Here is a 24,718-nt window from a genome sequence, read left to right as displayed (position 1 = left end):
ACTTACCCGCGCTGATTGAAGGAAAGCAGATTGTCGACGCCGCCCGAAAGCGCGTTGAGGATACCGCCGGCGCGGGCCGCCTTTGCCGCCGTGCGATAGTTGCGCGCGCGCTCGACCAGGCGCGAAATCCGCGTCTGCTCGGTGCCGGTCGAGGTTGTCAGCCCAAGGTCGGCCTCGCGGTAGGCGTCGGTGCGCGCCGCCTTGGCCGTGCCAAAGGACAGGTCGACGCCGGATGCGGCGTAAGCCACGTCCTCGGCGCCCAGCGCTTGCGCCATCTGTTTCTTGATCGACGTGCGCCGGTTGATGCCTTGCAGGGTTTCAAGGCTCTGCTCGCTTTCGGCGTCGCTGGCCGCCGTCTCGGCCTGGGCGGCTTCGGCATTGCCGGCGCCGACAGCGGAGACGATGCCCAGCACGGTCGCGGTGCCCTGCAGGATTGACGCCAGCGAAATGCCGGATGCCGCCGTGGTGCCAGCGGCGGCGCCGGCGGCAGCAGTTGTGCCGGCGGCTGCGGCGCCGCCACCGAACAGGCTTGCCAGTCCCCCGATAAGAACCTGTACCATCAGAGTTTCGTCCCCATGGCTATGTCGCGCACGCGCAGCTCGCCCGGCCGCACCTGCGTGATCACGGCGGTTGTGCCTTCCATCATGCCCAGCAGGCCGCTTGCGGTCAGGAGCTGGGTTTTCAGCGGCATCGGCGCGTCGACCGGATCGCCGGCCTCGTGCAGCTCGACGTCTTCCGCCGCCTCGCCATTGGCGCCGACGGCAATCGAGTCGGTGTCGGCGATGTTCACCTGCAGCGTGTGGATGCGGCCCGGCCGCAGGATCACGTCGTCATTGCCGGTCACCAGAACCTGCGGCATCGATTCCCAGCGCGGCGCCACCCAGCGGCCGACCAGGGCTGCGGCATAGGCGTCACCAAGCGAGATCGAACCGCCGGCCACGGTGAACGGCCCCAGCACATAACCATCGGCCTTGGCCCACAGCACGGCGCCCTCTTCATAAGGCAGGCCCGAAATCACGCCGGCAAGGTCGGGCACCACGTCGAGCGCGTCCTGCAGGTAGATCGAGGTATCGTAAGTCTCGATCGAGGTGCGCCCGGCACGCTCGATCGCCAGCCAAAGCCGGTTCTTGCCATCGACGCCGATTTCGCGCACCAGGCCACCGCTCGCCGCCACCCATTCGCAGAAACCGACAATCTCCTGGTTGCGGATCATCTGGCCGGCGACCAGGCGGCCGTCAGCCCGCATCAGCCAGCCCTTCGAGGCGTCAAGGTCAGTCTCCGGCCGCTGCGAGGCCGAGCGGATGAGGCTGTCGGTCAGGTGCGAAGCCAGCAGGGAAACCGGGTCGGCGTTGAAGTTGGCGCTGGCCGAGGTGACGTTTTCGGAAACGCGCAGCACCTGCTTGCCGCCATTCGAGGCGAAGGCCAGCCCCTTGGGCGCGATGGCAACGAAATAGACCTCGCCTTCCAGCGTGAACGGCTTGCAATTCGGCTGGGCGCCGATCTCGCTGGCCAGCACGAAATTCAGCGGCGTGTTGCGCTCGATCGTGCGGTTGGGCACGAAATAGGTGCCGCTGTCGGTGAAGACGAAGAGATAGGTCGATTCCTTGACGTGCAGGATGGTTTCGGAGGTCTTGGAGCGCAGCTTGTCGAAGCGCGCCGCCGCGTCCGTGGTGCCCTCGATGTTGATGTCGAAATACTCGCCCACCCGGCTAAGCGCCAGCGCGCCTGGTACGGCCGGAATGCGCGCATAGGCAAAGCGGTCCTGCAGCAGGCCAGCCGCGCCCGGCCAGCCATTCGCGGTCGAGAACACGTCTTCGAACTCGGTCTTGCCGATTTGCGTGTGGTAGGGCAGCACCGACGCATCGGTGGTGTTGGCGATGATGGCGGAAAACTCGTATTCCTCGCCGGAAAGGTCGCCGCCGAACGTCGCGGTGAAATTCCTGTATCTCGGAAAGCCGGTGCCAACCGCGACCGTGACGCCGGCGGACATGGTCGGCAGCGCCTGCAGCGCAGCCTGCACTTGCGTTGCGAACAACGTCCAGTCAGGCGTGTCCGGGTTGATGTCGGCCGGGGCGCCATCGCCGGTGCGCGGCACGAAGATGGCCGGCGTGGTTTCGCCGTCGACGGTGAGGCTTAGGCCGATATAGTCAACCCCATCGACCCAGCGGATGGCGAAGTCCCACTTGTCGTCGGTCTTGGGATAGGTGCCGCCAAGGTCGCCGGTCGGCACCGGATCGTAGGGCCAGAGATCCACGCGCCAGTCGGCGAGCTGGCTGGTCGTTTCCAGAAACAGCCGCACGGTTGCGAGATCGCCGTGAAAGATGCCGATCGTGTTGCCTTCGCCATAGAAGGCCAGGTCGGGCAGCATGGCCGCCGTCACGGTCGGCAGATTGGCCGATCCGACATAGCCGGCGCTTTCGGTGAAGAAATCGGCGATGCCCGCCGTGACGAAGCCGACCAGTGCGTCGCCAAGGTCCGTGGTCAGGTCGACAAAGCGCGGGCGTTCCGCCGTGCCGCTCTCGAAATACGCGGCCACCGTCAGGCCGGAAACCGTGGTGGCGGCCAGCGAAAAGGTGGCGCGGATGCGGATCGAGGTCGCCGCCTTCTGCGCGCCTGGCGCGAAGGCGGCCAGCCTGGTGACCGGCGTTCCGGTCTTGACCGAGAATGGCCCGGCGATCTGCACCCAGACGCCGGCAACGAAAGCTTCCACGACAAAAGTCGCGGTGCCCTTGTCGATCGCGAGCGCCGAGGCCAGCACCGCGGCGACGGTACCGGCCACGGTGCCGGTCCAGATGGTCTGCGTTCCGGTATGCGGCCCGAAGGTCGGCGTCGGCGCGGTGATCGCCCGCGCAACCAGCGGCCGGCGCCATTCGCCCTTGCGGCGCGACCCGCCCATGCGGCGAAAGCCGGACTGCGGCACCGGCTCGATGTTCTTGAACGCCAGCCCCGCCGAATAATACTGCTTGATGTCGACGCGGCTTTTCGCCTCCGGCGTGAATTCGCCGGCATTGCACGAGCGTGTCGGGGAAGCCGGCCGCGTTGCCATGTCAGTATTTTCCGTACCAGTCGCCGCCGCCGATCCGCCCGCCCTGCAGCGCATCGCTGGTGGCGGGCGTGCCGACAGGCGCCGCCCCGCGGTCCTGGGCGATCATGCGGCCGAACACGCCGCCGGTACCGCCTTCCGAGCGGGAGCCGATGGCCTCGGCCAGCTTGTCGTTTTTCAGGTCGACATCCTGCAACAGCGGCACGGCGAGATAGGACGCCAGCAGCAGCGCGAAGGCGTCGGCGAATTGCGGCTCCCATTCTTCCGGGTCGAGCGCCACCTTGCAGCGGGCGTAAACCGCCGGTTCGTCGCAGAAGACGGTTGTGCCCTCGATCGTGAAGTCGCGCAGCGGCGTGTCGTTGCGCGGATCGGACAGAAGCTTGAGCGCCGGGCCGAAACGGTTGCCCGGCAGGTCGAAGCCGTAGGTATAGCCGGTCACCGGCGTCGCGCTCTGGCGGGTGAGCTGCAGGGTCTGCCGGCAGAAGGTCCAGTCATGCAGACCGAAGGCGCGCGCCTCTGCACGCGGCCAGAAGATGTCGACCAGGCCGCCAAGCTTGGTGTCGACGTCGATCGAAAAGCTGGGCGCCAGCCCGAGTTCGACCAGCGCCCAATTCACGATGATTGCCTTGTCGATCGCCGTATCGGCCATGACTGTCCCTCTGCCGGCAGGGCCGGCCTTATGCGCCCGACGCGTCGGTGTTGATGGCCGTGGTGACGTTGCCGGATGCGGGCGCGGCGGTGACGATCAGCGACACGCGGTCACCGACGCCATCGGCGACGCAAAGCGCCTCGATCACGTCATTGACCGCCAGCTTGTCGCGGGCCGTGTTGAAGTAGCCGGCAGCGATGACGGTTGCGACGGCATCGCCAGTTGCGTAGTGGAAGAAATCGACTGCGCGGCCGGCCGAGCCATAAGGCACGGAGTTGACCAGGCAGAGGGAGCGGGCTTCAAAACCAGCCATTGGAAAGTCTCCTGTTTCGGGGTTTCGAGTGCCCGCCGGCAGGATCGCCGGCGGGCTATGCTGCCTTGGGAGGCTGCTTTTATGCCGGACGGACTAGCGTGGTGTTCTTCAGCATCTTGAAGCGCTTGACACGAACGCCCTCGATGCCGATGGCGGCGCCGCCGAGACCAGCCTTGACGAGGTAAGGCGTGCCCTGCAGCAGTGGCTGCGGGGTGATGTCGGGCGTTTCCTGATTCCAGGCATCCTCGGCGCCCATCGCGTTCTTGGCCCACATGTAGGCGTACCAGTCGGTGCCGCTCGGGGAGACGAAGCATTCGTCGGGCAGTGTCATGTAGGTGACGCTGCGCACGGTCTTGCTGCGGATGCGCTGGGACTGCGAGAACGGCGCGTTCGCCAGGCCGACCCACTGCGCGTCGGCGAACTCCTTGTAGAAGCACAGCTGCGACATCCACAGTTCCGGGATCGCGCAGTAGACCTCGTCATCGTCGGAGCCGGTCGCCGCGATTTCCGCACGCGCCTGTTCCGTGTGGAGGATATCGATGCGGGCGGTGCCGTCGCCGATCGTCGTCACGCCGGAGCCGCCGAGCGCGGCGAACGTCGCCAGAGCGTCGAGCTTGATCTGGTCGCGCTGGCGGCGCACCGCCTTGACGATGATCTCGGCGAGAGCGTTCTGTTCGTTCGGGCCGGCCTTGTAGGCGTCCTGGGTGCGCCAGAAGTCGGAAGCTTCATAATCGGTGAAGTTCATCTGGACGGTGGACAGGCCGGGGCCGGCGGCCGGAACGCGCTCGATGGCGCCGGTCAGGCGATAGACATTGGTGCGGCCGATGGTCGGGAACTTGACGGTGTTGGCGACCACGTCGCCGCGCATCATCGTGTTGTCCAGATACCCGCCCTTTGACTGGGCAAGCACCGTGATCTTGTCGGCGATTTTCTCGGTAAACCAGGCGGCAATGTTCTGTGACATGGGAAGACCCCTTTTAAGGTTGCTGTTTCAAGCAGCCGTGGGGCCGATAGAGCCGGCTTTGTCGGGGTCCGGTGAAGGATAGCCCGCTGCCGCCGGGTCGCTCCCTTGGTTGCGCGTGCCGAGCATGCGGGCACGGCACGCGCGTCAAATGCGGCAACGTCAGCCGCCGAAGAGCTTCTTATATTTCTGGTCGAGTTCGTCGTATTTGGCGCGATTGAACTTCGGGTGCTGCGGGTCCATTTCCGGCGCCGCCATTTCTGCGCGCAGTGCCTCGCGAGCACTCTTGTCGCCGCCAGCAGCGCCGGCGCCCCCAAATGGCTGCGCGGCGCCTGCGCCGGTCATCTTGCCGGCGAAGAATTCCAGCAGCTGATTGCCCTTGGCGGTATCCATCAGCATCAGCAGACCGTGTTCGGCGACATCCTTGGGCAAACCCTGTTGCGTCATCAAGTTGACGAAATCTTCGTTCGCCTGCATGCGGGCATCGATGGCCTTGTCCTGGTCGGCCTTGGCCATGCTCTTGGCGCTGTCCGGCAGCAACGCGGTCCGCTCGGCGGCGATGTCGACCGGCGCTTCCAGAATGCCGGCCTCGGCCGCCTGGGCGTAGAGCGCCGTGGTCAGCTTGTGCATTGTGGCGACCGGGATCTTCTCTTCCATCGCCACTTTCGACACGGCAGCGAACAAAGGATCCTTGGCCAGCTGCTGCAGGTGCGGCCGGATAGCTTCGGGCGCCTTGTCGATTTCGAACGTCTGGTAGGCTTCCGGCTTGTCGGGCACGGCGGAATCGCGCTGGCGGTAACCCTCGACGGCCTTGTGCAGCTTGTCGATCGTCTCGCGATCATCCTTGCCATACATCGTATCCGCCAGCCCCTGCGGCCGGTACGGCCCCGCCGCCGGCGGCTCCGCACCGGGCGCCGGCGGCGCGGGCGATGGAGCTGCCGGCGGGGGTGCTCCAGGCGCGGGAGCCACCGGCGCCGGAGGTGGATCGCCGCCACCGCCGCCATCATCTGGCGCGCGCAACGGCAAATATCGATCGAGTAAAGCTTTCATGTCGTGGCTCCTTTGCTCTGCTTGTAAAGCTCTTCGCCATCGGCGATGGCGCGACCGATCGCATAGCCGACTGCCGCGCGCGCCTCGTGCGCCTTGGCCGCCAAGGCGGCGGTCTCATTGGTCGAACCGATATGCGGGTACGGCGCGCGCACCGTCAGGTCGGCAATCCAGTCGATGATGCGGCGGCCCTCGGCGGTCTGGTAGAAGTGGTAGAGCACCTGTTTCATGTCGGCGCCGGGGTCGAAATTATCGGCCACCTTGGCCGAGAAGAACGCCTGTTCGAGGCCATCCCAGGCTGGCGCGCCCGAAACCATTTCATCAACCGCCATCATCTGACGGGCAAACGGGAATGGTCCGCTCATGCTGCTTGTGCCTCGGGCGCCGTCGCGGCCGCGGCGAGGTTCGGGGCGGCCTTGACCGCCGCTTCGGCCGCCACGGCCGCCGCCTGCTGCGCCTGGTTGTCCTTGATCGCCTGCTTTTGTTCGTCCGGCGTGGTGCAGATGTCCGCCGGCACCAGCAGGCCGCCGCGCGTGCGGTCGAGATAGCGGTCAACGGAGATATATTCGTTGACCCGCTGCGGCCCGACCGTGGCGGCGACGATCTGGTAATAGTTCACGCTGGCCTTGAGCTGGTCGGCCTTGAGCGCGGCCATCATCGGCGAGTTGATATACATCGAGGTCATCAACGCGTTGAAGCTCATCAGCTCCGGCAGGATGCGCCATTCGGCGAGGATTTCCATGGCGCGCGGCACCAGCACGCCAGGGCCTTCCATGGCCAGCCGCCCATAGGCGCCGACGTGGACGTTGGCATTCTGTGCCACGGTCGCCGCGACCTGGCTGGCCGAATCGGGCGTGCCGCCGTCATCGAAAATCCGCGTGTCGAGCAGCGCTTCGCGGATTTGCCGCTGGCCGTCGCCGATGATCATCTTGGCCACGTCGAAGCGCGCCGACGCCGTATCGAGCCGCTGCACGTCGGGGCCGAGAATGCCGCCCGTCGACTGCATCGGCCAGAACTCGCCCGGCCCCACCCGCACCGTGTCGGGGTTGAAGGTGCCGCCGGCGCGGAAGCCCCAGATGCCAAGCAGCTGGATGGCGGCGGCCTTCAAGGTCAGTTCTTGCGCCTTGTTGACGGTCTTGATTGTCGGCAGCGCGAACAGCACCGGGCCGCGCCCATAAGCTTCGCCCGGCCAGCGATAGAAGCGCATCACCGACACCGGCTGGGTGCGGTAGGTTTCCTGCGCGATGAAACCGCCTTCGCGCTCGAGATAGACGCAAAACCGCCAGCGACCGTCCGGCAGGCGGTAAAAGTCCTGATACAGCACGACTTCGTCGTATGGCCTGGCCTTGGCCTGTTCGCGGAATTCCTTGCTGAAATCGCCCTTCGGCCACGCCTCGAGGATCGCCTCGCGGCCGAGATTGCAGCGCTTCCAAGAGCAGAAGTTGACCTTGCCCCAGGCGTCCTGGCCGATCGCCACTTCATCCTGCGGAATGCAGATGAACTGCAGCGGTTGGTCCATCGTTGGACCTTTCAGCGGCAGCACGACGCCGGTGCCGACCGTCAGGTCGGTGCAGGCCTCGTGCATGGCCGTGTCGAAATCGCCGGTCTTGAAGAACGGATAAACGAAGCTGGCGACGCCCTGCAGCTGGGCGTCCCATTTCTTTTTTTCGTCCGCCGTAAGCTTCATGGCGACCAGCGGGCCGGTCTCGACATTGAACGGCGTTTGCGCCGGGAACATCTGGCGCTGGATTTCGCCGGCGCAATGCATGGCCGAGTTTGGCCCGGTCATGTCGAAAATCTGCTGGGTCGGCCGCTTGGTCTTGCCCATGCCGCCCGGCCGCCGGTTCGGCAGCACGTAGTCATAGGCCTCGCAATACATCGAATCCCAGGCGCTACGCCCTTCCCAGAGCTTTTTCGAGCGCATGCGCTGCTTTTCGACCGGCGTGCCGTCGTCGTTCGCGGCCTCGGCCATGATCAGCTCAAATCGGATTTCGAGGCGGCGTCGGTCACGAACAGCCGGCGGCCGCGCGGATTGCGCCGGCTGGCGCCCGACGTGGCGTCCTGCTGGCGCAGCTCGGCCAGCTGCCGGTCATTGGCGATCGCCTGCTGCTGTTTCTGCTCTTCGGCCGCCTGCTTGGCGGCCTTGCCGGGGTTCAGAATGGATGACATATGCCGCTCTTTCCTCAAAACCCACACGCCCGGCTGTTTCAACCGGGCCGCGCGGAAGCCGACCAGCACCGCCATGCGCTGGCCGGCGAGATTGGCCGGATGGACGGTGGCGACGATGAGGTGAGTTTCGGCCATGGCAAAAAGCGTCAATTGCGCGATCCGGACCAGGCGGCCCATGTGCCTGGCGGCCTCCGGCGCGACCGACAACGCCATTTCCCGCCGGCGCCAGCCATGCCGGCCGAAATAGACCACGGCCATGCAGTCGTCGCCGCGATAGATGCCGACCGTCTCGACCGCCTCGCTGCGCACCTGCGCGAGCACCATGCGCCTCACGCGCGCACCTGCACCCGCGAGGGAGAGGGTTGCGGCGCGGGAAGCCGGCGAGACGATGCGCCAGGCCGGCGGCGGCTTCTGGGTCCAGTGACGATCGCCGCGCAACCGCTTGGCCTCGACAGCGGCGTAATAGCTGTCGTGGGCGTCTTTCTCCGGATCGTAGCCGTCAGGACTTGAAGACATCGAAATCCGACTTGGCCGTGATCGAGCGCATCGGCACCACGTTGCCGGGCCTGCCCATCTGGGCGGCGTCCTTGCGCACCGCGCCCGGGCCGCGATAGCCGAAAAACAGATACTGCCACCCTTCCATGATGTGCGAATATTCGTTCTTCTCGACTTGCAGCCCGTCAGTCTTTCCCAAGGTAGAGTGCTTGGTGAGCTGGTATTGCGAGACGAAACCGCGCAGCGTGTACTTGCAGGACGGGTCGACCAGCAGGCGCGGCGTGTTGGCGTCGATGTCGCCAAGGTACCAGTCCACCGCCTCGAAGCGTGACCCCAGATCGTTGCTGACCGTGGGCAGGATCGGGATCTGCAGCGCCATCTGCACGGTCTCGACCCAAGCCAGTTCGCCCGACACCTTGTCGGCGCCGTACCAGCTCGACGGATCGGCCCAGGCGCCCCCGCACCGCATGCCGCGATAGTCGCGCAGCAGCACTTCCATGATGTTGGCGGCAAAGCGCGCCGGGCCCGTCACGATCGAGGCATCGGAAACCACCTCGCGCTGCATGCGAAACTGACCGCTGGGCATGAACTGGCCGAGGCCGCAGGCCGGCCGGCCGCCGGCGTCCATGCCCATGTAGAACGGCAGCTCGGGCACGATGCGCAGCGGTTGATCGGATCGGTTGCGCAGCACGTTGAAGCGGCTGAAAATCACCGTGCCGGCGGCCTTCGGCGCGTACATGCCATGCACGTTGCGGCGCGATTCCGGCGCGTTGGGCCCGCCGAACTGGCGTTCCTCTTCCTCGTACTGGTGGCGGGTCTTGCCGATGCGGTTTTCAGCCTGCGGCGACAGGCCGGAGGGCTGCTGGAAAAAATGATAGCCGGGCCACTTTTCGGGCTCCTCGATGTGGCGCTTATAGGTCCAGTTCGATTCGTCGGGCGGGTTGTAATCGCCGCAAACAATGCGCGGCACGTTGATGGTTTCGACGCCGCTGTCGGGGTCTTTGATCCAGCCCAGCCGTTCGCCTTCCCATTCCATGATCTCGGCGCGCGGCGGGTAGCGGCCGGTTCGGCCGTAGAGCCGGCCCGGCGCGTCCTCGTGCACCAGGTCGCATTCGTTGAGCCAGCCGAGCGAGATCTCGTAGCCCTTGAAGAAACTGTCGAGATTCTGTTCGCCGATCGCGCCGAATTCCATTTCCAGCCGCGCCTTGGTGATGCGCCATTCCCACTCGCCCTTGGCGCGGTACCACTGCCGCTTCACGTCCCATTCGAGGATGTGCTTGACGGGCCGGTCCTGGCCGCCGGAAAACGCCCCGGTCTCCGATGCGGTGTAGGGTCCGCCTTTCGGAAAGGCTTCGAGCCAGGACGCCAGCGCCGTCTTCGCCATTTCGCGGTATGTGTCGCGGATCGCCGCCGCGCGCACGTGCACGACGCCATCCCTGCAGATCGGGAAATCAACCGCGGCGTGGCGGGCGATCTTGAAGATGCTGCCCACGGTCTTGCCGCTGCCCCATGGACCCATGATCAGGTCGAGCGGCCCGATCGACTGGATGTATCTGGAGCAGACCGGCCCCGGCGACTTGAAATGCTTGATCAGATCGAACCCTAAACCCATGACCCTCGGCCCTTCAAAAGCGCGGCGCCCGCGTGCCCGCGTCCCGATTCAACGCGGTGAATTTATTTCCGCCGCCAGCGAGTCCAGTGCGAGCCGCCGGAATAGGCGGTGTGTGTGCGAACGCACCCCCGTGGGTGGTGGGGGGTGGGTGGCGTTTTCGAAATTCGAACCGCCCGCCCTCGGCCAGCGATCGACCAGGGGGCGGGGTCGAGGCACCACGCCAGGCGCTGGGCCGGCGCTCGATGCGTCAGGTCAGGATGCCGCGACCATCCGCGTTTTCAATGTGCGACTGATTTCCAATCAGTTGTTCGACCCGGCTTTATCGTTGCCAATCAATCACTTGGCATTCTCGTGCGAGGATGCCGCCGGTTCTCGCACGGCGCTGCCATTGATTTCATTGAGTTTTCCGGCCTCGGCGTCCGGCATCACGCCAGCGCTCATGAAGCCGTCGCCGTTGATCTGCGTCACGTTCATTTCGCCGATCACCATCAGCGGACGCAGGTCACCAGGCGGCAGTTCGAGCTGCTGGGGCTTCTTGGCATGGTGGTACGGCATCAGGTCGGCCGCCGCGCCACGGATCACGCCCAGCACCGCGATCTTGTGCTTTGCCGTCTCGGCCCCGACCATCTTGCACAGCTCCCCGAAGTCGGCCGACTGGATCATTGATAGCGTCACCATCGGGTCGCGATGGCCACGCGCGGCCAGGTAGCGGATCAGGTCGCCATTCTTGCGGTTGGCAGCGCCCAGCGGCCTCCCCCGCGCCCGAGCTGGCGCAGCAACGATTTCCGCCGCCAGCGCCAGAACGTCGTCGCCCTCGCCATCGGGCAAGCCGGCCAAGAGGTCGAGCGGATCGGCGCCCGGCAGCTCGGCGCCGGCCTCGATCGCGGCGGCGCCGCGCAGTGTGTGGGCGTCTGGATGCCCCTGGTCAGGCTCTTTCGTCATCGGAAACGCTCCAACGGCAATTTTTTATTCCGGTCACCATGGCGCAGGTCGGGTAACCGCTCGGGAACCGGCTTTTCGATAGGCTTTTCAAATGGATATCCCCATGCGGTTACCGGTTACGTGGTTACCTCTCATCGCACATGCGCGCGCGCGTACGATGCGAGGTGGCATTGACCGGGGAACCGGTAACCGAAATTGACATGCTGTTGATTTCCTTGCGCTTTTCTGGTTACCGCCATTGGAACCGATTGGTAACCCGGTAACCGCTCCCGAACCCGCCGGCAGCGCATTCAAATTCGCCGCGTCGCACGTGCGTCAACTGCAAGCAATGGATTGGCGCGGCGGAACTTGCTTGGAACCTGATGGGGCGGGGGCAAATGGCGTCAAATGCGGGTGCGGGAATGCCCTAAAAATGGGGGCTGATTGCTGGCTAAAAAATCGCGCGAATCGGGCTTGATTACGCGCGCGTGTCGGGCGCGGGAACGCGGTTCATTTCATCCTGTCGGGCTGGGAGATAGGAAAGCGGCGCAGCCCTGCCGGGCTGCTGGTTGTTTCAGGCGTGACGCTTGGCATGGACACGCGCACCAGGGCGGAGCGAGGCGAATCGGGAGGCGCTAGGTGCGCTCACAGCCTCGCCTGTGGCCGTTGAGGCCTGCAAGGCGCGCTGGTCGCGCGCCAGGCGCTACTGGATGATCTTCAGCCCTTGATAGTCGTCGGGTATCTCTGGCCGCATGGCCTCGCCGCGCGCCGTGAAGGCATCTTTCAGCCAGACGCGGGGTATGTCGCGCTCATATTCGCCGCAAGCGTCCTGATGGCGCCTGCGGTCGCCCTTGAAGAGGTCAAGCGGCCTCTCGGACATCGCCCAATATTCACGCGATCGGCAGAGCGCCATGGCGCAAGACCATTTTGAGGGGCATTGCCAATCTTCGCAAAGGCGGGGCGCCGTCCTCACCTGGTCGCGAACTTCTCGAACGCCGCCAGGTCGAGCAGCAGGCAGTGCTTGGTGCTGGCGTTGATCTTCACTTTGCGCGCTGGCAGCACGATGCCCTTGGGCGCCTGTTTCAGCGCCTCATACCAGCCGCCCTTGTGGAAATCGGTATCGCCGAAAATCCTGTGCAGCTGCGGCCCATCGGCCGGCACCGCCAGCACCGGCCCGCTGTTGGGCGTCGCCCAGCCCTTTTCCTTCACGCCGAGATTGACCAGCTCCAACCGTTCGCGCGCATATTTCAGGTCGATTTCGTCGCCGCGCAGCTGCTCGCACACGCTGCCGATCGTCGGCTTGGTGCCTTCGCGCCATTGGTCGATAGTCGACTGGAAAAGAATGTCGACAGCCTTGTGCCAGTGGTCGAGGCTTTCCGTGCGGTCGGCCGCCGTCGCCTCGGCGATCAGTGCGCCCAGGTGATTGGCATCCGTCACCGGCAATCCCATTTCCTCGAGCACGGCAGGGCCAACCAGCAGCTCGGCCGCCGCCAGGAGCGTGCCGAAGGTATCGATCGAGCGCGCCGAAAGCCCCTGCTCGCCCAGGATCGAGGCATAGTCCGGCAGCAGCCGGTCGGAAAAGTCGCGCCAACCGTCCATGATCTGGCGCAGGATCATGCGGCCATCGGTTTCAGGTTTCAGCGTCATGTCGCGTTCGGCCTTGCCGGCGCGGTCGAGCTGGCCGAGGTTCAGCATCGCCATGCGGCTCTTGTCCTGCGCGCCCATGGGCGGGGGAATGATGGCCGAGAAAAAGAACGAGTTGCGCGCCGTGAACGTGGTCGCCTCATGGTCCTGGCCGCCGCGGCTGATATCGCCGCCGGTATAGGCCACGCGCGCCAGTTCTATGATGCTCTCCGGCCGGTTCGATCCGGCCTTGCTTTCCAGCTCATCCACCATGAACGGCAGCGAATCCTGCTTCACCCGCTGGTAGATGCCGGCGGCCGTCGTGTTGACGCTGGTGATCACGGCGCCGGCCAGCGCCGACTTGACGATTTCCTGCAGGCGGCTTTTGCCCACGCCGGCGCCGCCGGTGGCGAACACGATCGGCCGCGCCTTCAAGGCGCCGCCCATCAGCGCCGTGGCGATCCAGCCCAGCACCAACACCGGGTCGAGGTAAGGCCGCTGCCAGTTCCATGTGCGGAGATCTTCAAGGATGCGCCGCGCCGGGCTTTCCTCGGCTGTCACCGGCTGCGCCCATGGCTCGATCGTTGGCGCCTGGCGCGTGTACAAAAACCCCTCGTGCTGGGCCGGGCGGGCGTTCTCCAGCTTCTTGCCGTCCGAGGTCCACAGCCAGCCGCCGGAATGCCACACGAAGCGCCCTTGCGTGTCTTCCCAGCCGCCACGGCCGCGATGTTGCGTGTTCGGATCGAAGTCCGGCTTGCGGGCGGCTTCGTTGATGATGGCCATCATTGCCTTGTCGCGCTCGACACGCACCACGCGCGGCGGCAGGATTTCGTCATCCGAAATCTTCTTGGGTTTCGACCAGGCAGGCCAAAAGAACATCATTGTGTTGAGTTTTGGCGCGAACAGGTCGGCAAGCGCCGGCATGTCCCAGCGCTCCATCTTGCGCATGTGGCCGGTGGTGGAAATACAGTAAATCAGGCCGTCGCAATCGCGGCCGACAACCTTGACCGGGCATTCGTCAGGCATTTTGTCGAACGGCGCGCCGTCCCATTGGCCAGGCTTTACAACGTTGCCGGCCGCGTCGGTGCGCGGCAGGTTCGGGTCGGGGTCAAACCAGTCGGGCGTGTCTTCCAACGCCTTGCGCTGGGCGTCGGCGAACTGCGCCCGCAACGCCTTGTGTCCGGTCTGTGTCTGCGCTTTCGCCATTGCCTGGTATCACTGCTGTTCGAGAAAAAGCCCGCCGGCGTATTCACCCACCGGCGGGCAAGGCGCTGGGTCGGGGCGGACCTAGCGCGGGGAAAAGCCGGTCGGCGCGAAGGCCGGGTCCTGCGGTTTCAGCGCCCGGTCACCGGGCCAGCCACCAAACGTCGCTGTCTCGCGGCGCGCGGCTTCCTCGGCGGCCAGCTCGCCTTCGAAGGTGAACGCCGCCACGCAGGCCGCATGGAACAGGCCCAGCACGAAGCGGTCGGCCGTGTTGGGTACCGTGCGCGGGTAGCGCTTCTGCAGGCCGAGGTGGATGAACATCGCTTCCACCGGCGCCTCGCGGTTGTCGCGCACGAAATCGGCCATGATGGCGGCTTCTTCCGTGGTGAAGATGTCGGGCTCGCTCCCGCCGCCGTTGGCGAAGTACCGCGCGGCCGCGCCAACCCCGCGCGCCAGCTCGGCGACAACGAGCGGCGCTCTGAACGCCAATTCGTCGTCGCTCGACATGAGGCTGTAGCCATCTTCGAACGGCTTGCTCGGCGACCACGATGCAAAGCCGTCCTCATATTGCACGAAGTAGCCGGTATCGCTGTCGCTCCCGCTATAACGCCCATACCAGTTTGACGGCGGCTCGAACGGCGCGAAGCTCTTATCTTCTGGCGTCAGCAACACTTGTCCGGTGTCGTTGTTGCGTTCGACATCGCTCAACTTGAGCGCGCGCACCTGCTTGTGGCTTTGGTACAGCGGAGCGACGCTCAAAACGGCAGGCGCATCGCCGCCAGTGACATGGCCTGCTTGAACTTGATCTGCAGCAGCGGTCGACGCGGCCGGCGTGAGAGCATTTGCCCCGGCCACGGTAGGTTCAGTGGTTCCGCTGGCTGTGACCGGCGCCGGATTGGCTGCCACGGATTTGGCCGGCGCTTCTTTGGCCTGGTCGGCGATCGGCGCTTGCGCATTGCGGCTTCCTCTCTTGCGTCCCATCGTTCAGCCCTCCGCTTTCGCGGCATCGATGCCGGCGGTGGCTTCGGCGGCGGCGGACAGCAGTTCGCGCAGCAGATAGCCTTCCAGCGGCCACATCTGGCGGATGCAGTCCTCGCGGGCGAATTTCGCGCCCAGCTCCTGGTTGAAGTTGGCCGGATCGGCCGGCGCGCTCTTGCCGACCAGCACAAAGCCATTGGTCAGCTTCATCACGCAGATTGTCAGCTCTGGCGCGATTTCGGGTTGAAAGAACTGCACCGTCTCGACCCTCGCTTCCAAGTTCGCGAGCGTCACGCGATTTACGGTCTTGGCAACGGCGGCAGCGGCCGCGTCGCCGGCTTCCAGGCTTCCGGTAGACATCACTCTTCTCCTTGCGCCAGGTCATTGAAATCGTCGCCGACGTGGCTGGCTTCCACGACGACACGCTTGCCGTGGCTTTCCAGCCCGGCCAGTGCCTGTTCGAACTGCTTTTGCGCCTGGGCATTGCCGGTGTTGTTGTCGCGCGCGAACAGCACCCAGGAGACGCAGGCAAGGTCGATCGGCGCCTTGCCGACGCCGGCGAGACTGCCGGCCGCCCACACGCGTGCCGGCACGCCGGCGGCGGCAAAGCTCTGCGCCGTCTCGCGGCCCTCGGCCAAGATCAGCGGGTGCGGCTCTTCCGTCATCCAGAACGGTTTTTCGCTTGGCCCGGTGGCGATCTCGATCACCGAGCCCAGCGCCTCGCCATACATCAGCTTGGCGGGCTCGACCGGTGCCTTCGCCGGCCGGGTCGGGTCGAGGAAGGTGAAATGCGTGCAGGTGACGATGCCCATGCGGTTGCGCATCGCCGACAGGATCGCCGGATAGAGCGCCCCGCGCTCGGCCTTGTATTGCCGGCCCGAGCCGTCGCGCTTCCACACCGCGCCCTTCCACCATTCGACGGCCGGCGCCACGCGGGTGGAATAGGCGGTGAACGTCTCGATATCGTTCAGCGCGCAATTACGCTCGCGGAAATACGCGCGGGCGTGCTGCTCGGCCGTCGAGCCTTCCGCCAGCTTGAACACGCCGAACGGGATCTGGCACGGGCCGATATCGGACTCGCTGGGCTTGGCGTTGAACAGCCGGTCGGCGTTGAGCAGCTTCTGTTCGCGCAGCCTGGCGTCCTGCCGCTCGCGGTCGACGCGCTTGACGGCCGCAACCTGGCGCATGTTCTCGCGGTCGGCGCGGGTCATGGTGCGCAGCCCGAGGAAATCGCGGCCCCACACCAGCGCGCCCTTGGTGTCGGTGCCGAGCAGGTAGGAAACCAGTTTCAGCACGTCGCCGGCGTCGCCGCTGCGCCAATCCTTCCAGGCGCCGACGACGCCGCCGCGCAAGCGGATTTTCAGGGTCGGCAACCGCCCTGCCCTGTAGTCGCCGGTCACCGGATTGAAGCTCACCCACTGGCCGGCCTCGACCTTGCCGTTGGGCAAAAGCTTCGCGCACACGTCCTCGATACGCTCGATCAGCCCGGCCTTGACGATGTCGAGGTCGCCGATCATGGGCTGCTCTCGCCTGTCCAAGGTGATCCCTTACGGCGATATGGTCTGGTGCCCTCGGCGGCCTGTGCCATCCGGTCGAGCTTCCATATGTCGAATATGCGGTTGTTGGCGGCCCGCTCCTCATCCGTGATTAGGTGCGGGGTACGATCGCGGTGCTTCTTGTCGTAGCTGTTGGCCAGCCTCCGCACCATGCAGCGGGGCGAGCGATCATCGCAGTCCGGCAGCACGCAGTGAAAACAGGGATCGTCCTTCACAGCAGCGCCCCCAGCTCGCGGGCGATGTCGCCGATCGACGCGGGGTAGCGCTTGGCGGCCGCTTCGGCGCGCACTTGCGCCAGCGTCAGCACCGGCTCCCGATATTTCTTGCCCTGTTCCGCCAGCACCATGGCGCGGTGCGTCTTCGGCAGGTCCATGCAGCCGCCGAAGCGCAGCCAGTCGTCGGGCCTCGATAGCGCCACACGCGATTTCGGGATCCACATGAAGGGCGGGTCCGGGGCGCGCGGCGTCGGCTTGTGCCACACCAGCCAGCAATAGGCGGTGGCGCTCTTGCCATCGATCACCCAGCGGCCGCGATGCATCGGAACGCGCTCGACATATTGCGCGATCAGGCTTGGCGGCGTGCGCTTGAACAGTCGGGCATAGCGCCCCTCGCCTTCCAGGAAGGCGATCCGCACCAGCATGGCGACGCCGCGCCGGGCGATGTCGAGCGCGTGCAGGATGAAGTCCGGCCCAAGGTTGAACGGCGGATTGGTGATGATCCAGTCGCGGGGCGCCTGCGCATGGTCGGGGTGCAGGAAATCGGCGACGCCGCCAAAGCCATAGTCGAAAATGTCGGTGGCGGTCACAACCGGGAAGAATTCCCGCAGCGCCAGCGCCATATGGCCCTCGCCGCAGGCCGGATCGATCGCCATCAACGGGAACAGCCCTGTTGCAGGGTCCAGCAGCTCGAAGCGCGGCAGCACATAAGTGCAGAAGGCGCGCGTCGACCATGGCGGCGTCGGAAAATAGTCAAGACTGTCCGCCGACTCGACCCGCCGCGCCATGACAGCCGTGCTGCTGGTGCGCGCGTTCATTTCGGTTCACGCCCGACGGCGACGACGACGCGCACGGGCTTGAGCGCCTGAATGTCAGCCAGGCGCTTGACGATCGGGTCGGCCTTTTCCTGATACTCGCACCGCAGATCGAACAGCTGCTTTTTGAGCAGGATTTCGGCTTCGGTGTCAGGGCCATAGTCGACGTGCAGGAAAGGGTCCATCAGGCGTTTCCCCCCTTCGCATCGAGCAGGCCCGCAATGACGCGCTGGTTGCCGCTCTGGATGTTCTCCGAAACGAGATCCATGATCATGTCGGACGTGAACCGCCGCTGATCCTGCACGGCGGTGAGCTGGCCGACGAACACGCAGGCAACGGCCAAGATTTGGTCTGCCGGCATATCGGACGCCGTCTGGCGCACCGCCTCAATGAAGGCGTTGCGCAATGCCTCGTGCTGTGGGCCGGTGGCAATGCTCTTGGTGCCCATCACAGCATCCCCAGCGCGGCTTTGTAGAGGTCGAGGATGCCCTCTTCTTCCTCACGTTGGGCTGGGTCCATGGCGCGCAGGCGGATCAGCGACTTGATGGCCTTGGTGTCAAAACCGCTGCCACGCGCCTCGCTGAAAATTTCCTTCTTGTCCTCGCCGATCGCCTTGGCTTCTTCGTTCAGCCGCTCGATCCGCTCGATGATGGCGCGCAGCTGGCCGGCCGCGACCGTCTGGCTGGTGTCGGTGATGTCGCCGGTGCTCATAGCGCTTCCCCTTCAAAGGGCCATTCGGGATCGCGTTCGCGCCACGCCCACGCCACCAGCTCGCGCCCATCCCTGGTCGACTCGCGCCAAGCGCCGTCGAGAAAATGGCCGTACCGGGGGAAGCCAGCTGTTGCGAAAGTGTAGCGAGCGCAAAGCTCGACCACTGTTCCGTCGGTCGGGGCAGAATGCATGGGATGCCAAGGGCGAAAACGGCCACGCTGCCAGGCTCCGATAACGATCGGCATCATGTGCGGAATGCGCTCATTGATCCGCTCGAAGAACATGAGCATCGCCGTGCCCAGATCGCCGTTCGTGCCACCCGCGAAACTTGCGGCGGCAACCAGCGCGTCAGCTTTCTCTATTGCTGGGTCACTCACGAAAACACCTCCTCGATATGGCTCAACAGCCGGTCCAATTGCTTGTCGTCGTCGCGCGCGTCTTCCAGCGCCTTGACCGCTTCGCTGACAGCCGCCCGCGTCACGCCGGCGGCGCGGCCGACATCGGCTTGCGCGAAACCGACCATGCGGGTGGCGATCCAGAAACCGAGCTGGCGAACCTCCGCCGCCGCCTGCCAGGCGGGGTCGCTGGTCGCCTTGCGCGCCGGATCGCTGGCCAGCACCGCTTTCGCGTTCTGTTTCAGCTCGTAGGCGGCAAGCACCAGGATCGCCTTGAAGGCGCCGTGCGAGGTCGCAGGACCGTGTTCCCCGGCAAACTGCATTTTCGAGCGGCCCAGCGCGGCGTTGAGCTTGGCCAGCGTTTCGGGCCGCATTTCCGTGGTGCCGCGCATGGCCTTGAACCAGGCGGTGGCGTCGACGCCGGCATGCCGGCACAGCCTAGCGATCGGGATCTTCTTCACCGCCCGCTTCCGGTTGATCGTCCAGATATCCAGCGTCTCGGCCATCGGGTTCCTCTGCTGTGGGCAAAAAGGCTCCCGCCGCGTGCGAGACGCGGAACAGCATGGCGACGGAAGCGGAAAGGATGCGGGCAAGGCCGGGCGTGGTTTTCGCCCTGGCGTCGCCGGAAAGGATCAGCTCGGCCAGGCGCACGGCCTCACCCAGGTTGAATTCAAGTTCGGTCACCACGATGCGGTCGCCGTCGCGCATGGCGGCAACGCCGATCGTGGCATTGTCGGCCATCAGCCCGACCACGCGCCGCTCGCCGACCGGTCTTTCCCGGTTCGGCACGTCGACCATGACGGCCATGGCGCGCATTCAGGGTTTCCGCTGCCGGGCGGCGATGGCCAGGCCTGAAACGCTGCCCAGCTGGGCATAGTGGCTGGCGGCCAGCCGGTCACCGAGGGGCTGCGCGGTCAAATCCTTGTAGGTGTCGAGCATCACCCGATCGCGCACCCGCTGCTCGGCCGCCGCGCGTTGCCGCGCGATGTCCCTCGGATCATCCATGTCCCTGTACCTCTTGCTCGCCGGTGACTTCCTTGAGCTTGCGCATGCGGTCGGCGACCATGTCGTCCAGAGCGGCTTCGAGCTTTTCCAGCGTGCGGACATAGCCGCCGCGCTTGCCGCCCTTCAGCTGCGAATAGGTGGACTGGTTGACGCCGGCGCGCTGGCAGAGAACCTTCTGGTCGATGTGGTTTTCTGCGCGCTTGGCGTCGATCGCTGCGAAATCCATCGCGAATCACCTTGTCGTTTCGATTTGCAAGGTGATATGCGTACTCGCAAATTTTGCAAGTGGTAGCCTGTGACGAGTTTTGCGAGTCCACAAAGTATTGTGCGCAGCATGTCAAGCCCGCGCGCAACGAAGGAATGGATCAAGGCAGTCGCTGACTACCTAAACCTTTCCATTTCGGCGCTAGCCCAGAATTCCGGCCTCGCACCCTCGACCGTCACCCGCTTCATGAACGACGGCACCGGCAAGCTTACGGTGCAGGACAAGACGCTTGATGCGATCGCCATCTATTCCGGCGTACCCAAGAACGTGCTGCCCGGCACGCGCACTCTGCCCGGCATGGGCGAGAGCGAGGCGGTTCCCTACGATCCGCGCCGCGAAGCCGAGCTGCCGGCATGGGTCATGATGGCGGTCGACGCCATCAGGGGCAATCGCAACGGCGTCGAGCCGTGGGTTGTGAAGGGCTGGGCGCTCGATCTGCTGGGTATCGTGCCCGGCGACATCCTGGTGATTGACCAGAACCGCCGGCCGAAGAACGGCGATATCGTCATCGCCCGGATTTCCGACCTGGTGACCGGCAGCGCCGAAACCGTCATGCGCCACTATCAGGCGCCGTTCCTGGTGACGCATTCAGCCAAGCTCGGGCCGACCCGCCCCGAGCAGGTCGACGAAGACCGCGTCGTCATCATGGGCGTGCGCGCCGGCCTCATCCGCCCCTACAATTAGCACCTGACAAAAGCCATGGCTTGTCGCACCTGACGAAAGCCATGGCTTTTCGCGAATCGCGCACCTGACAAAGGCCATGGCTTTTCGCGAATCGCGCACCTGACAAAAGCCATGGCTTTTCGCGACCGCGCTCCGGCGGCACTCGCACAATCACTTTTTGCGTGAATTTGCCAGTACGCACACAACTATTGACGAATTTGCGAACTCGCATATTCTGGCCCGCGACTCACCGCGAGGCCCGCAAACAATGCTCACCGACGAAACCGCGCCGCTTGAAGAGGTCGCCCAGGCGATCGGCCGCCCGGTGCCGTGGCTGATGCGCAACTGGTTGAAGCTGCACCAGCGCGAAGGCTTCCCGCGAAAAATCCCGACCGGCTGGGTTTGGCCGCGCCGGGCTGTCGAAGTGTGGCTGCGTACGGCCGGGCAGTTCGTGCCCGCGCCTTTGCCCGCCAACCAGAACGGGCCGGCCGCCGACGCCATCAGCGCCGCCGCCGAGGCCCTTCGCCAACGCTATGGAGTGAACCCATGACGGCACTTGCCGCCACCCAGATTGACCCGTCCACGCTCACTACACAGCAGCGCCGGGCGATCAACCTCATCAAGGCCTATAGGCTCTATCGCCGCCCGAACGGCTACGGCAGGCCGCCAGCCAGCGTCAGCCTCACCGTGTTCAAGTCGCTGCAGAGCCTCGGCCTTGTCCGTCTCTACGGCGAGTGCCCGGTGCTGACCGGCGCCGGCATCAACGCCCATGCCGTCATGGAACAACGCGGAAGGAAACGCACATGAGCGACTATGCCGTCATGATCATCATCGGTGCGCTGGTTGCGCTGGCGCTTGCCGCCTCCTGCCTGCTGGTTGGCTGGCTGCAGGCGCGGCCCCGGCGGCATGGTTTCGAGATCCGTTACGAACACCGCCCCGAGCGGAACCGCCACTAGCCCCGCCGGCCGCGTCCCCCCACGCGGCCTGCAAGCCCGGCGGGATGGCAACACCCTCCCGCCAGCGTACCCGCCGGGCAAGTTTCCTCGAACCGCCCCGATTGTCTCGGTCTAGGGGCGCTACCTGCCGGGGTGGCCGTGAATGGCACCCCGGCGATTTTGTTTCAGGAGAGAGCAGTGACGACTGACATGGCACGCTGGTCTCTAGCATGGCGTAACCATTCCAAGCCTTGCCCAGGGCCTCGCGTCTTGAGGGCTATGCTGGTGCCGCGCGGCACACCGTGCCCACCGGAAGTCTTGGAACTTTGGGTGCCGGGAGGTGGCTACAGCATCGGTTGGGAACTGGTCACCCAGCAACCTATTCGCCGATGGAGCCCCGAGGCGAAAGCCAAGGCGCGCCGCCGAAATTTGCGGCGACGCCTTGAAAAGAAGGTGCCGCTGTTCGCCGACATGTTTGAGGAAGCCGAGTTGACGCGGCGCCCTAGCTACTTCGCCGGCGGCGAGGAACGCCCCAGCCTTTGACAAACTCGCCCGCGCGATTCACCCTCGCGCGTGTAGACAGGGAGCCACCCCGATGCCGAAATCGATCAAGCATGTATCCTGGCGCGACGGCCGGCCGCGCTTCCAGCCAGGTCCCGAGCTGCGCGCCGCAGGCTTCAAGGGCACCGACATGCGCTGGCCGGATGGCGACCCGATCGGCTGGAAGCCTGTGGCGCTCAAGCCAGGCGCGAAGAACACCGGCCGGTGGTTCAGCCGCGGCGAGGCCGTCGACTGGTCCGACGCCTTCTGCAAGGATATCGACAAGGCCAAGACGCCGGCGGCCGCGCCGATCGCCACCGGGCCGCGCACCGCCAAGCCGAAATTCTACACGGTCGGGCAATTGTTCGAGGACTGGTTTCGCACAGGCCTGAAATTCCAGCTGCCGCAGGATGAAGCCGAGCGCCAGCGCCAGATTGCCGCGCGCATCATCTATGCGCCGAAAACCATCCGCGACTATCGCCAGAAGGCGCGCGTGCTGGAAGAGCATGACCCGTCGCTCTACGCCTCGCCGGTCGACGCGCTGTCGCAGCCGGTCATGCTGGGCGTCTACGAGGGCCTTGTCGGCGCGCGCGGCCTGTCGACGGCACGCGGCGCCATCGCCACGCTGTCGATCGCCTTGAGCTGGGGCAAGCGGCGCGGCAAGACGACGTTCCGGGAAAACCAGGGCGTCAACCCGGCGCAGGATCTAGCCATGTCGACGCCGCCGCCGCGCATCCGCTTCGGCACCCGCACCGAGATCGAGACGCTGGTCAGGGTTGGCGACCATATGGGCCTGCCCGTCGTCGGCGACATGACGCTGCTCGGCCTGTGGAGCGGCCAGCGCCAGGGCGATCGCTTGAAGCTGGAAGACCGGGGCCTGCACAAGGGCCGGCGGCTGTTTCGCCAGGCCAAGACCGGCGCCATCGTGTCGGTGCTGGAAGCGCCCGAGCTGGAACGCCGGCTGACCGCCAGCTTGGAGCGGCGGCGCGCGGCCAAGGCCGAAGCGCTGTTGAAGGCCGACCCCGAGGAACGCGCCGCGATCGAGCGCCGGTTCAAGCGCGTCATCCTCAACGAGCATTTCGACAAGCGCTACGGCAAGTGCCTGTGGCAACCCTTCCAGGGCCAGCACTACAGCCATCTGTTCGCCAGGGTGCGCGACATCGCCGTCGCCGGCATCCGCGCGGAAAACGGCACCGACTGGCTGATAAAGCCCTGCCCGTCGCTGGCCGATTTTCAGGAGCCGGATCTGCGCGACACGGCGGTGACCTGGCTCGCGCTGGCCGGCTGCACCATCCCCGAGATCTGCGCCATCACGGGCCATTCGCTGAACAGCGCCACGCGCGTCTTGAAACACTATCTGGCCATCCACCCGGAAATGGCCGACGCGGCAATCCGCAAGATGGTCGCCTGGTACGATGCCGGCGGCGAGACGGAGTTCGGGATATGAAGTCCTGCAAGACCTGCAAATGGCTCGACGTCAAGGCGGACTCGCGGGGACGCCGCATCGTGCGACACATGAGCAGCTACGAATGCCTGTTCCCGATCGCGCCGCTTCCCCCCTTGCCAGAAAGCGCGTTCTTTAGGGATCGCTGGCCGCCCTCTCTTTCATGGATGGAGGGGCAGGACGGCGTAACCTGCGCAACGTGGGAAGCATACGCCAAGGCTTGACGCCGGCGTCGCCGGCGCCATCATTTAGCGATGGCTGATAAGACAATCGACATCGACATCGGCGACGACATCACGCTTGAGATCACCATCGTCAAGCTGCTGCCGGACGGCCGCGCCAGCTGCCAGATCGCCGGCTACGACTATCCGTTTTCCATGGTGGTGCCGCCCAAGTCGAAACCGGGCGACCAGCTGGAATTGACGCGCCAAGTCAAGCGCGTCGATGACGACCTTGGCACCGTCACAATCGATGTCGGCTATCCGATCAGCGTGCGGCAGGCAGCGGTCGGGTGACCAAGGCGCCGCGGCGCAAGACCCCGTTGCGCGACAAACCCACGTGAGGAATTTTTTCCTCGACCGCTTGACGGCGCATGCGGGCGGAACGAAATCGGAACGATGGACCCGCTCTATGACGCCGTGCCAGGCAAGGCTTACTACGCCATCAGCTTCAACGATGTGCCGCCGGAATACATTCTCGGCGGGCGCTGCCTGATCTGCGAGCATGTCGGGCCGGTCGATCGCCACCGCATCGAAAAACGCTTCGGCGCCAGCGAGCAGCTGCGCTGGGTCGGCGGCCGGTTCCTGCGCTGCCTAGCCTGCGGCAACCGGGTCCGCAATCACTTCACCGTCGTCGGCTGCTATCTCACCGTGCTGCTGGAAAAACGCTAGCCGCTTTCCAGTTCGCGCAGCGCCTGGGCCAACAGGCCTTTCAGCTTGGCGCGCCCGTCCGACGTAAGCTCAAACGAGCCTTCCAGCCTGGTGACCACCTCTTCATTCAGGCTGCGGCCGTTCTCGGCCGCCGCGACCTTGAGCCGCTTCTTGAGGTCGGGTGTCAGGCGGATATGGGAATCGAGGCGCTCGGGCATGTCGATCTTATGACCGACTCCGCGAGGCGGGGAAATCGCCCCACCAGATGGGTTAACATGCCCACAACACCGC

Annotated in this window: 34 protein-coding genes; 8 read left to right on the top strand and 26 right to left on the bottom strand. The window is 65.4% G+C overall.

Annotation, left to right across the window (positions count from 1 at the left end; genetic code table 11):
* Nucleotides 1–2: 2 nt before the first annotated feature.
* The 25 genes from FJ978_RS00680 to FJ978_RS00565 form a co-directional block, all read right to left on the bottom strand.
* Nucleotides 3–560 carry a hypothetical protein gene (locus FJ978_RS00680; protein WP_140569423.1) on the bottom strand — a complete coding sequence of 186 codons (558 nt, stop codon included), beginning with the start codon at nt 558–560 and terminating at the stop codon, nt 3–5.
* A complete protein-coding gene (locus FJ978_RS00675; protein WP_140569421.1) occupies nt 560–3,046 on the bottom strand; it encodes a hypothetical protein in 2,487 nt (828 codons plus the stop codon). Before FJ978_RS00675 ends, FJ978_RS00680 begins: the two co-directional genes overlap by 1 nt.
* A 1-nt stretch (nt 3,047) precedes the next feature.
* A complete protein-coding gene (locus FJ978_RS00670; protein ID WP_140569419.1) occupies nt 3,048–3,692 on the bottom strand; it encodes a hypothetical protein in 645 nt (214 codons plus the stop codon).
* Nucleotides 3,693–3,720: 28 nt separating this feature from the next.
* On the bottom strand, nt 3,721–4,005 hold the full coding sequence (locus FJ978_RS00665) for a hypothetical protein (protein WP_140569418.1): 285 nt from the start codon (nt 4,003–4,005) through the stop codon (nt 3,721–3,723).
* A gap of 79 nt (nt 4,006–4,084) precedes the next feature.
* Nucleotides 4,085–4,969, bottom strand: coding sequence for a phage capsid protein (locus tag FJ978_RS00660; protein ID WP_140569416.1), 885 nt, complete (start codon nt 4,967–4,969; stop codon nt 4,085–4,087).
* A gap of 159 nt (nt 4,970–5,128) precedes the next feature.
* On the bottom strand, nt 5,129–6,016 hold the full coding sequence (locus FJ978_RS32655) for a hypothetical protein (RefSeq protein ID WP_181180371.1): 888 nt from the start codon (nt 6,014–6,016) through the stop codon (nt 5,129–5,131).
* Nucleotides 6,013–6,378, bottom strand: coding sequence for a hypothetical protein (locus tag FJ978_RS00650; RefSeq protein WP_140569414.1), 366 nt, complete (start codon nt 6,376–6,378; stop codon nt 6,013–6,015). Before FJ978_RS00650 ends, FJ978_RS32655 begins: the two co-directional genes overlap by 4 nt.
* The gene (locus FJ978_RS00645; RefSeq protein ID WP_140569413.1) at nt 6,375–7,985 is read right to left on the bottom strand and encodes a portal protein; all 1,611 of its coding nucleotides are present in this window, start codon (nt 7,983–7,985) and stop codon (nt 6,375–6,377) included. Before FJ978_RS00645 ends, FJ978_RS00650 begins: the two co-directional genes overlap by 4 nt.
* Before the next feature lie 2 nt (nt 7,986–7,987).
* Nucleotides 7,988–8,698 (bottom strand): hypothetical protein, encoded by a 711-nt coding sequence (locus tag FJ978_RS00640; RefSeq protein ID WP_140569411.1) that lies wholly within the window; start codon nt 8,696–8,698, stop codon nt 7,988–7,990.
* On the bottom strand, nt 8,682–10,289 hold the full coding sequence (locus FJ978_RS00635) for a hypothetical protein (RefSeq protein WP_140569410.1): 1,608 nt from the start codon (nt 10,287–10,289) through the stop codon (nt 8,682–8,684). The genes FJ978_RS00640 and FJ978_RS00635 overlap by 17 nt, the downstream gene beginning before the upstream one ends.
* A gap of 336 nt (nt 10,290–10,625) precedes the next feature.
* On the bottom strand, nt 10,626–11,231 hold the full coding sequence (locus FJ978_RS00630) for a hypothetical protein (RefSeq protein ID WP_140569408.1): 606 nt from the start codon (nt 11,229–11,231) through the stop codon (nt 10,626–10,628).
* A 682-nt stretch (nt 11,232–11,913) separates the two neighbouring features.
* A complete protein-coding gene (locus FJ978_RS32650; RefSeq protein WP_181180370.1) occupies nt 11,914–12,090 on the bottom strand; it encodes a hypothetical protein in 177 nt (58 codons plus the stop codon).
* An 89-nt stretch (nt 12,091–12,179) separates the two neighbouring features.
* A complete protein-coding gene (locus FJ978_RS00625; RefSeq protein WP_140569406.1) occupies nt 12,180–14,039 on the bottom strand; it encodes a hypothetical protein in 1,860 nt (619 codons plus the stop codon).
* A gap of 81 nt (nt 14,040–14,120) precedes the next feature.
* A complete protein-coding gene (locus FJ978_RS00620; protein WP_140569405.1) occupies nt 14,121–15,017 on the bottom strand; it encodes a hypothetical protein in 897 nt (298 codons plus the stop codon).
* A 3-nt stretch (nt 15,018–15,020) separates the two neighbouring features.
* The gene (locus FJ978_RS00615) at nt 15,021–15,374 is read right to left on the bottom strand and encodes a Gp49 family protein (protein WP_140569403.1); all 354 of its coding nucleotides are present in this window, start codon (nt 15,372–15,374) and stop codon (nt 15,021–15,023) included.
* Nucleotides 15,374–16,531 carry a toprim domain-containing protein gene (locus FJ978_RS00610; RefSeq protein ID WP_140569402.1) on the bottom strand — a complete coding sequence of 386 codons (1,158 nt, stop codon included), beginning with the start codon at nt 16,529–16,531 and terminating at the stop codon, nt 15,374–15,376. The genes FJ978_RS00615 and FJ978_RS00610 overlap by 1 nt, the downstream gene beginning before the upstream one ends.
* A 250-nt stretch (nt 16,532–16,781) precedes the next feature.
* Nucleotides 16,782–17,603, bottom strand: coding sequence for an SAM-dependent methyltransferase (locus FJ978_RS00605; RefSeq protein ID WP_181180369.1), 822 nt, complete (start codon nt 17,601–17,603; stop codon nt 16,782–16,784).
* Nucleotides 17,600–17,785 carry a hypothetical protein gene (locus FJ978_RS00600; protein WP_140569400.1) on the bottom strand — a complete coding sequence of 62 codons (186 nt, stop codon included), beginning with the start codon at nt 17,783–17,785 and terminating at the stop codon, nt 17,600–17,602. Before FJ978_RS00600 ends, FJ978_RS00605 begins: the two co-directional genes overlap by 4 nt.
* Nucleotides 17,785–18,048, bottom strand: coding sequence for a hypothetical protein (locus FJ978_RS00595; protein WP_140569399.1), 264 nt, complete (start codon nt 18,046–18,048; stop codon nt 17,785–17,787). Before FJ978_RS00595 ends, FJ978_RS00600 begins: the two co-directional genes overlap by 1 nt.
* Nucleotides 18,048–18,311: a DUF2312 domain-containing protein gene (locus FJ978_RS00590; protein WP_140569397.1), complete on the bottom strand. Its 264-nt coding sequence runs from the start codon at nt 18,309–18,311 to the stop codon at nt 18,048–18,050. The genes FJ978_RS00595 and FJ978_RS00590 overlap by 1 nt, the downstream gene beginning before the upstream one ends.
* Nucleotides 18,308–18,688 (bottom strand): hypothetical protein, encoded by a 381-nt coding sequence (locus FJ978_RS00585; protein WP_140569396.1) that lies wholly within the window; start codon nt 18,686–18,688, stop codon nt 18,308–18,310. Before FJ978_RS00585 ends, FJ978_RS00590 begins: the two co-directional genes overlap by 4 nt.
* Nucleotides 18,685–19,212: a hypothetical protein gene (locus tag FJ978_RS00580; RefSeq protein ID WP_140569394.1), complete on the bottom strand. Its 528-nt coding sequence runs from the start codon at nt 19,210–19,212 to the stop codon at nt 18,685–18,687. The genes FJ978_RS00585 and FJ978_RS00580 overlap by 4 nt, the downstream gene beginning before the upstream one ends.
* Nucleotides 19,145–19,522 carry a hypothetical protein gene (locus tag FJ978_RS00575; protein WP_140569392.1) on the bottom strand — a complete coding sequence of 126 codons (378 nt, stop codon included), beginning with the start codon at nt 19,520–19,522 and terminating at the stop codon, nt 19,145–19,147. The genes FJ978_RS00580 and FJ978_RS00575 overlap by 68 nt, the downstream gene beginning before the upstream one ends.
* Nucleotides 19,523–19,711, bottom strand: coding sequence for a hypothetical protein (locus tag FJ978_RS00570; protein ID WP_140569390.1), 189 nt, complete (start codon nt 19,709–19,711; stop codon nt 19,523–19,525).
* Nucleotides 19,704–19,937 (bottom strand): helix-turn-helix transcriptional regulator, encoded by a 234-nt coding sequence (locus tag FJ978_RS00565; RefSeq protein WP_140569388.1) that lies wholly within the window; start codon nt 19,935–19,937, stop codon nt 19,704–19,706. Before FJ978_RS00565 ends, FJ978_RS00570 begins: the two co-directional genes overlap by 8 nt.
* A 108-nt stretch (nt 19,938–20,045) precedes the next feature.
* Between FJ978_RS00565 and FJ978_RS00560 the strand changes: the two genes are divergently transcribed.
* The 8 genes from FJ978_RS00560 to FJ978_RS00530 all read left to right on the top strand — a co-directional run bounded on the left by FJ978_RS00560 (nt 20,046) and on the right by FJ978_RS00530 (nt 24,448).
* Nucleotides 20,046–20,660: a S24 family peptidase gene (locus FJ978_RS00560; RefSeq protein WP_140569387.1), complete on the top strand. Its 615-nt coding sequence runs from the start codon at nt 20,046–20,048 to the stop codon at nt 20,658–20,660.
* Nucleotides 20,661–20,907: 247 nt separating this feature from the next.
* Complete coding sequence (locus FJ978_RS00555) at nt 20,908–21,189, top strand: hypothetical protein (RefSeq protein WP_140569385.1); 282 nt, start codon at nt 20,908–20,910, stop codon at nt 21,187–21,189.
* The gene (locus FJ978_RS00550) at nt 21,186–21,446 is read left to right on the top strand and encodes a hypothetical protein (RefSeq protein WP_140569383.1); all 261 of its coding nucleotides are present in this window, start codon (nt 21,186–21,188) and stop codon (nt 21,444–21,446) included. Before FJ978_RS00555 ends, FJ978_RS00550 begins: the two co-directional genes overlap by 4 nt.
* Nucleotides 21,443–21,595 (top strand): hypothetical protein, encoded by a 153-nt coding sequence (locus FJ978_RS32645; protein WP_181180368.1) that lies wholly within the window; start codon nt 21,443–21,445, stop codon nt 21,593–21,595. The genes FJ978_RS00550 and FJ978_RS32645 overlap by 4 nt, the downstream gene beginning before the upstream one ends.
* A 297-nt stretch (nt 21,596–21,892) precedes the next feature.
* Nucleotides 21,893–22,117: a hypothetical protein gene (locus FJ978_RS00545; protein WP_210241428.1), complete on the top strand. Its 225-nt coding sequence runs from the start codon at nt 21,893–21,895 to the stop codon at nt 22,115–22,117.
* 52 nt (nt 22,118–22,169) lie between these two features.
* A complete protein-coding gene (locus FJ978_RS00540) occupies nt 22,170–23,561 on the top strand; it encodes a hypothetical protein (RefSeq protein WP_140569381.1) in 1,392 nt (463 codons plus the stop codon).
* 251 nt (nt 23,562–23,812) lie between these two features.
* Nucleotides 23,813–24,073 carry a hypothetical protein gene (locus FJ978_RS00535; RefSeq protein WP_140569379.1) on the top strand — a complete coding sequence of 87 codons (261 nt, stop codon included), beginning with the start codon at nt 23,813–23,815 and terminating at the stop codon, nt 24,071–24,073.
* Between the two features lie 102 nt (nt 24,074–24,175).
* Nucleotides 24,176–24,448, top strand: coding sequence for a hypothetical protein (locus FJ978_RS00530; protein ID WP_140569377.1), 273 nt, complete (start codon nt 24,176–24,178; stop codon nt 24,446–24,448).
* On the opposite strand, the gene FJ978_RS00525 is transcribed toward FJ978_RS00530, so the two are convergent.
* The gene (locus FJ978_RS00525) at nt 24,445–24,645 is read right to left on the bottom strand and encodes an Arc family DNA-binding protein (RefSeq protein ID WP_140569376.1); all 201 of its coding nucleotides are present in this window, start codon (nt 24,643–24,645) and stop codon (nt 24,445–24,447) included. The genes FJ978_RS00530 and FJ978_RS00525 overlap by 4 nt on opposite strands.
* Nucleotides 24,646–24,718: the final 73 nt, after the last annotated feature.

The sequence above is a fragment of the Mesorhizobium sp. B1-1-7 genome (assembly GCF_006442705.1).
In the GTDB taxonomy this organism is placed as follows: domain Bacteria; phylum Pseudomonadota; class Alphaproteobacteria; order Rhizobiales; family Rhizobiaceae; genus Mesorhizobium; species Mesorhizobium opportunistum.
This window is presented reverse-complemented; position numbering and strand designations above follow the sequence as displayed.